Raw genomic sequence first — 7,568 nt, forward strand, 5'->3', positions numbered from 1 at the left:
AAATTTTGGCAGCAATAGTCCGTCTATGGCCTTCTTCCGCTTTTTCTTTTCTCCCAGAGAAAGCTCCATATCCAGCCCCGCCATTTCCAAAGCTTCCACATCCTCCTCGGAGCCGAAATAGGCTACATTGCTGACAATTCCGGTGCCGTATTTTACCATGTCTAAGGCCTGCGCCAGAGCATACTCATCTCCACCGCAGATCAGAACCTTATCCACGCCCTTTCCTTCCGTTTCCTCCCAAATGGCATTGACGATAGGGGAATGGGTGGAGTTTGCCAAGGGGTGCTTATCCTTAGGAAGAGTAGCTTTGCAGGTCTTATAGTCCAGCACCTCTACAGAACAGCTTTCCGAAGAAAGGCTTTCCGCCATCCTTTTGCTGTCCTCCCGGCTTCCCACCCCGAAAATCTTCTTGGCTCCCATGCACTTTGCGGCAAAGATTGCCCCAAGGCCGATAGCTCCTATCCCCAGAACGCACACCGTGTCTCCCGGCTTGACTTCCCCTTCTTCCGCAGCGGTAAAGCCGGTTTGCAAAACATCCACCGATAGGAGGGCATCCTCCAAATCCATGCCCTTTGGGATTTTCCCAAGGTTTTGATCCGCATAGGGAAGGTAAAAACACTCCTGAAAGGCTCCGTCTATGGCCTTTCCCAGGCTATGGGCAGAGAAGGGATGCCCAGCATGGGCTTCATTTTCCAAAACCTCAGGGCTCCCCCAGTCCGGGGTAATGGCGGAAATCACCACAATCTCTCCCTCGGAAAAGTCCTTTACCGCTGTACCCTTTTTCAGGATTCTGCCAATGCACTCATGGCCCAGCGTCAGGTCTTTTCTTTTCGGAGAGCCCTGCCAAATGGTATGCACATCACTGGTGCAGGGGCTAACCAGAACCGGTGTAATCAATACACCATGCTCTTCTAAAAGCTTAGGCTCTTCCTTTTCAATAAAGGAGACTTTCCCTCTTCCCTCCAGTACAAAGGCTTTCATCCGCATTTCCCTTTCTATTACTTACTACTGCTTACTATTACTTACTATTACTTACTATTTCTTTTCCTACTGCTTACAGCTCGTTGTTTCTTGCTCTTTCTTGTCGGCGTTTATCCTATAGCCTCCGTCTATCAGGGGGAAAATCTCCCCGAAAAAACAGTCTATAGCTCCTCTATCTTCTCTCCCCTTAAGGCCAAAACCCTGGGGCAGGGGCGTAAATCTCTTCGAATAATTCCGGCAATTTCCTCCGTATAGCCCGGTGCCACAATCAAAATCTCCTCCACCGGCTCCTTTTGAAAATGGCTCTTATCCACAATGGGAAGGTGGGAAGCGGGGCTGTATTTTCCCTGTTTAAAGGGAGCGGAGTCAATGATATAGGCCACTTCCTCCTGTAAAGCCGTGGTGGAAAGGAGGGTTAAGCCCTGGTGGCTGGCTCCCCACACCGCCATTCTCTCCCCCTTCTGCCTAAGTCCTTCCAAATGCTTTTTGATATCCTCTTGAATGGCCCTTTCATTTTCCAAAATCGGCCCGATGTCTACCTTCTGTCCAAGAGAACGGAAGGAGGTACAGTTCTCTTTTTCACTCTTCTCCAGCAAAAATTCAATGGTATCCCGATTGATGATCCTACTTTCCACCAAGGAAAATCCCTGATCCTGTACCAAGCAAAGAAGGCTTTCCTCGCTATAGTTGGCAATATGGTCTCGAAGCAGCTCATAATAGGAACGGTGGTCTAAGATATACTGGAAGCTGGGAACGGTCAGAAGGAAATATCCTCCCATTTTCAAATGCGCATAGGCAAAGGACAGCATTTCCCCGGGATTAGGCTGATGCTCCAGGAAATTAAACTGTACCATGGCATCTAACTGCCCCTCTACCGGACGGGTTTTTCCGCTTTGCAAATGCTTTCCTTCCATACCATCTAAGCTAAAGCCCGATTCGGGAAAGCCCTGATACAGGGAAAGGCCTGCTGCCTGCCCCTTTTCCACCAATTCCTTTTTATGCTCAATCCCCAGCACATAGGGTTCAAGCTTGGAAGCTATATCGGAACCGCTATCCACCCCGGACCACATGGCCAGAAACTCTCCTGCTCCGGCGCCCAGCTCTAAAATTAAAGGACGCTTTTCTTCCTTTTTTGCCAGAAAAGAGAGGAGCTTTCCGTACTCATCCTCCCTTAGAGCCTTCATGGTACTACTGCCACCCCCGGCCCGAATCACATCCTTGTAGTAGGGAACAGCTTCCGTATCAAATTGCACTAGACCGCAGGATCTGCATTGGCAAAGGGAAAGGTCCATCCCCTTCTCTGTAGCCAGCTCCTCCTTTGTGGGAAACTCCTGGGCGGACTTAGGCATATTATGAAAAACAGCCAATTCCTCCAATTTTTCTCCACAGGCTAAACATCTTTTCTCTGCCATGCTTCCCCCTCTTTTTTCTGATAAAAATACTGATACAGCTCTTCTATCCCTTGTGAAAAGGAGATTTTCTCTTGGAATCCCCTATCGTATAAATCTTTTACGGAAGGCTTTAAATCCACAGGCCCCTCTGCATTAGAGGCTCTTTCTCCGAAACGAAGAAGACTTGTAGCCAATGCTTTCTTGCCCTCTTTCTTCTCTAAGAAGGCCTTTCCCAGTGCCTCAATCTCCAACACAAAGTCCTTTAGGGGGCGACTTTCCTTCCCGCAAAGGTCATAAGTGCCGCTTCCGAAGTCTCCTTCCAATAAGAAGGATATGGCTCTTGCCAAATCTCTTGCCTCCATAAAATTCCACATTTGACTGCAAGGGCTTAAATCCATGGACTGTCCTGCCAATACCGCCTGTACCAAGGTCTGTACCAGGGTGCTTTCATGGTCTCCTATACCGTAAACCGAAAAGATACGAAGGTCCAAAAAGTCCATTTTTCCCTTTCTTCCTTCTTCCTCACTATTCTCCGGATTCTTCCCTTGCGTAGTCTTCTCCAAAGAATCAACGGTCTTTGGCTCCTCCTGAAAGCTATAACTTTCTTCCCCTTTTCCCCCGGAAAGTCCGTAGCGGGAAAAGCTGAGCTTTGCCTTCCCGTAGGCACTTACCGGCTCCGGATTTTTCCGTGTACCTCTGCCATATTCCGCCTGAGAGCCGGCAAAGAGAAAGTACTTCACACCGTTTTGAAGCCCCCATTGGTAAAAGCCCTTACTCATCAAAAGGTTTTGTTCCTGAATCTCCGGATTTTCTCTTCCCTTGGAGCCTACCCCGTCCCAGGCAAAGTGGATAATGGCATCCAAGCCTTTCGGGAGTAGAGACTCTATAGCATAGTCTCCCCGGGAGAATGCAGTTTCCCGGGAGAAACTGTCTTCTTGTTTCCTGATGGCTTCTGCCGAAGTAAGTTCTCCTCCCTCCCCATAGCCGGAAAACGCCTTCATATCAACGGAAATGAGCTGAAGCCCCCTAAGGGACTCCAGCTTCTTACGATTTTTACTCTCTTTTCGAGCTATGCCATACAGCTCATGGCCTTGAGAAAGCAGTTCCTTTGCGGTATAAATCCCCAGAAAACTGCTTACTCCACTGATTAATATCTTCACAAAACTCCCTTATTGCTTACTCTTTTCCCCTTAAAAGACTTTCATCTATTGCTCTTTTGCACTGCTCTTTTTTCTACCGCGCTTTTTTTTACTGCTATTTTCAAGCTTCTTTCTTGGAGGAGGTCTCCCCTATCTCTTTCTGGGATAGAGCATCAACATTTCCATCTCCTCCTCCGGAAGGAAGGGCGCCATATCCTCAAGAGGCGGGCTGAAGAGGTTCCCCTCCGCATCTCTCTTGGCGCTGGACTTTGGCAGGAACTGCTGCTCCATGCTTACAAACACTTCACAAATAACGGGACCACTCTGTCCTAAGGTCTTTTCAATCCCCTGCTCAAGCTCTGCATTTTCCTTGATGGAAACATAGGGATAGCCGTAGGCATGGGCCAATTTCTCAAGGTTCGGGAAGGACAGGTCACAGCCCTCCACACCGGAGTCCACACCGATTCCCACCAAAGGCTTTCCGAAGAAGCTGTTCTGGGTTTGACGGATGGAATGGTAGCCTCCATTGTTTACCACAAAAATCTTAATGGGCATCTGATGATGGATAATGGTTTGCAATTCCTGCAAATTCATCTGGATAGAGCCGTCTCCGGTCATCAAGAGAATATCCTTGCCCTGATAAGGCGGGTAAATTTCTCCCTTGCCCTTCCAGTAAGGATTCTCCGAAAGACGCTTTTTCTCTTCCTCGGTAAAATCCACTACTCCGTAGTAGGCACCGATAGCCGCAGGCAATCCGTAACCCATGGAAGCCACACCGTCCTGGCTGATAAAGCGAGTTCCCTTTTTAATGATATAGCTCTGTCCGCCGGCAACACAGGGAGAGCCATTTCCCACCACGGTAATCTGGTCTTCTGAAGCTCTCTCGGAAAGCTTTTCCACAAGAGCGTAAACATTGGTCAGTTCTCCCTCTCGCTGCTCAAGATACTCCGGAAGCACGGTGGGGTAGTTTGCCTGATAAAAGCGGATGGTATCAAGCCAGCTTAAGTTGGCATCCTGCTTTTCCGCCAAAATCTTTCCTGCCGCATCTTCTCGCACAAAGCCCTTTGCCTTTTCTCTGGAAATGCCCTTTCCGCCGACAAAAAGAGGAAGCTTTTCTTCCTGATTCAGCAAATGCAGTAAGGCCTCTAAGAGAGCCTTGGCATCTCCGTGAAGCGCCAGGTCGCAGTGCACGGAGGGCTTTGCAATCTCTTCCAAATCAATGTCGTTCTGCATTACATAGGCCTTAGGCGCCCACTCCCAGAAGCTGTAGCCCACCTGACGAATATTTAAACGGGAGCCAATGCTTAAAACCACATCGGCATTTTGCACCGCCAGATTTCCCGGACGGTCACCTCTTCCTCCCGGACGACCTGCATTTAAGGGATGCTTGGTGGGGAAAATGTCCGGAGCATTCCAGCCTAAAACTACCGGAATTCCCAGCTTTTCCGCACATTCTAAGAACAAGCCCTCCGCTCCCGCAATACGAATACCGTTTCCGGTATAGAAGATAGGATGCTCGCTGCTCCGAATCTTCTCTAAAACTTCCTTTGCCAGAGGAAGGAAATCCTGCCAGTTCTGAATCCCGGTCTTTTCCTTCTTCTCATTGCTATCTTCCTCCAAAATGTGAGGATTCTTCTCAGAAGATAAGGCCTTTAAGAGAGCTTCCTTTTCCTCTTCCTTGGCAAAATACCTTCTAAGGACGGTGGCGGTTTCCGGATGGCTATTCTTTACGCTACCTGTTTCCCAGCCATCTCCCCCTGCTTCATAGCTCTCCGGGGAGAAGCCCAGCAAATCCTCTTCCTCCACCATAAAGCCCTGCACATCCACAGGAACATCCAACCAGCAGGGGCCGGGACGACCTGTTTGGCTAAGGTAAATTGCCTTTTCAATGGCATAGCGTACCCGATAAGGGTCAATCAGCATCTCGCTGTACTTACACATGCAGGATACGGATTGCAGAATATCAAATTCCTGGTCTCCCATGGCTCTCAGGGCTCTTCCGGACCAACGGGCGGTATTGTCATGACGCACCTGACCGGATAGAACCAGCATGGGAATGGAGTCCAGATACGCTCCTACCACGCCGGTGATGGCATTGGTGCCGCCGGGACCGGAGGTCACACATACAATCCCCGGCACATTGTGGATTCTGGCATAGCTTTCTGCCGCCATGGCACAAGCCTGCTCATGGTGCTGGTATAAGGTCTTGATTCCCTTATGGTGTCCTAAGGCATCATTCAGGTGCATTGCCCCGCCTCCAACCACAGAGAAATTTCTGCTAAGTCCCATGGAATAACATTTTTGGGCAATGTAGTCTGCTACACGAATCTTCATCTCCTGCTTCCTCCTGCTCTTGTTTACGTTTTCAACCTTACTTCACTTTGTAAACCGGATCTTCTTTACAAGCAATCCCAACCGGTTTACTGTAGTCCTTACTGCTTTATAACTCTATCTTCAGCATCTTCATGCTTTTATAGCTCTGTCTTTTGGAATAGCCCTAAGGCATTTTCCTTATATTCCTGAATCAGAGATAGGTTAAACGCCTCTCCCGGAGCAGCTTCCTCCTCTCCCTCGAAGATATTCATCCCTAAAATCTTCTGTCCCGAAGCCAAAACGCAGTCCATGGCGATACGGTATTCCTGCTCCGTAAAGCCTTTCCCGAAAATGTCCTTATCCATGGAACAGTACAGAGGCAGCTGTACCAAACGGAGTAGAGACGGAATATGCGTCTTTGCTCTTCCAATCTGAAAATCTCGGTCTGAAAAACAATAAAGGCTGGTATGCATCAAGGGATCCCGAACCCCCGGGTGCCTTGCAGCCACCTCCCTTCTGGACTCCAGACTTTCCCTGCCTCCCTGCATGGGAACATACTCATCTCCCAAGGTCATCAAAGCATCGTTGATGGTGGCTTTTTCCTCTTCGGTAGCCCCTAAGAGCAAAATTCCCTTACAGTGGGGCAGTCTTACCATAACCTCCCGAAGCCAGGAATGGTGGCAAAGCCCCCGAACCTCCGGCTTCTTCACATCCGCCTGATGGTCAAAAAGAAGAAGAAGAAAATCCTCCCGAAGTCTTTCCAAGAAAAACTTTGTCAAAAAGTGCATCGAAGCACAGTCAAAAAAATGCAATCCATAGGGAGAAATATCCTTTTCCAAAAGGCTTTTCCGAAAGCCCATACAGCCCTGTTCCAAGCTTTCCGGATAATACATACCATTTTCCCGAAGAGCACGATACTCTTCTTTTCCATATCTTCCTTGAAAATCAAAAAAGGAAATCTGTTCTTTCTCCATGCCTTACTCCCTTCTTTCCTCTTCATCCCCTCAAGCCACTCTAAAGCTCTATTCTATACTTTCTATGAAGACAGTTCCATAGCCTATATAAAAACCGTATCATAGCTTTATAACAACAATGCAATGTTTTCTAAAAAGTAATTCCATGGACTTTCAAAAACTCTTCTATACTATAAAAGAAAAGATTGAAAATCTCCATAGTCTAAATTCATTAAGCAAAGCCCCTTTGCCGGAGCGGTGGGACCTGCCAGAGTGCGATCCTTCATTTCCAAAATTTCTTCTAATTGGGCTAGGCTTATCCTTCCCCTTCCCAGCTCCAAAAGAGTCCCGGCCAGAATCCGAATCATGTGGTACAAAAATCCATTTCCCTCTACAGAAAAATGAAGGTAATCCCCCTCTTCTTCCAAGGAAAAATGATAAATCTCCCGCACAGAGCTCCCCCCCTGCAAAAGGCTTTGGGCCTTAGGATTGGCAAAGCTTCGAAAGTCATGCTCTCCCTTTAAAAGCTCCATCCCCTGGGAAATTTTCCCGCAATCCAGAGGAAAGGTATAGTGATACGCCGTCCTTCTGCGAAGGGGATTTTCCACCTTGCTCCGGCAAATGCTGTAACGATAAGCCTTAGTATGGGGGGTAAAACGAGGATGAAAATCCTGCTGCACGGAGTGGGCTTCCATCACCCGAATATCCTCCGGCAAATAGCTGTTTAAGGCCCGTAAAATCTGTTCTCCGGAAACCTTCCCCTCCGTATCAAAGGAAAGAAGATTACAAAG

The 7,568-nt window shown here is 48.3% G+C and carries 6 protein-coding genes; all 6 read right to left on the bottom strand.

Annotation, left to right across the window (positions count from 1 at the left end; genetic code table 11):
- Positions 1–981, bottom strand: a 981-nt coding sequence (locus ACO4PX_RS06890) for an alcohol dehydrogenase catalytic domain-containing protein (RefSeq protein ID WP_485572079.1), incomplete at its 3' end; no start/stop codon positions are given.
- A 161-nt stretch (positions 982–1,142) separates the two neighbouring features.
- Complete coding sequence (locus ACO4PX_RS06895; protein ID WP_485572080.1) at positions 1,143–2,393, bottom strand: class I SAM-dependent methyltransferase; 1,251 nt, start codon at positions 2,391–2,393, stop codon at positions 1,143–1,145.
- Positions 2,372–3,532, bottom strand: a complete 1,161-nt coding sequence (locus tag ACO4PX_RS06900; RefSeq protein ID WP_485572081.1) for an NAD-dependent epimerase/dehydratase family protein — start codon at positions 3,530–3,532, stop codon at positions 2,372–2,374. Before ACO4PX_RS06900 ends, ACO4PX_RS06895 begins: the two co-directional genes overlap by 22 nt.
- Before the next feature lie 129 nt (positions 3,533–3,661).
- Positions 3,662–5,845, bottom strand: a complete 2,184-nt coding sequence (locus ACO4PX_RS06905) for a thiamine pyrophosphate-binding protein (protein ID WP_485572082.1) — start codon at positions 5,843–5,845, stop codon at positions 3,662–3,664.
- A 137-nt stretch (positions 5,846–5,982) separates the two neighbouring features.
- Positions 5,983–6,798, bottom strand: a complete 816-nt coding sequence (locus tag ACO4PX_RS06910) for a hypothetical protein (protein ID WP_485572083.1) — start codon at positions 6,796–6,798, stop codon at positions 5,983–5,985.
- Positions 6,799–6,968: 170 nt separating this feature from the next.
- Positions 6,969–7,568 (bottom strand): tRNA pseudouridine synthase A (locus tag ACO4PX_RS06915; RefSeq protein WP_485572084.1); only part of this gene is annotated, 600 nt, incomplete at its 5' end.

The sequence above is a fragment of the Oribacterium sp. genome (assembly GCF_057249185.1).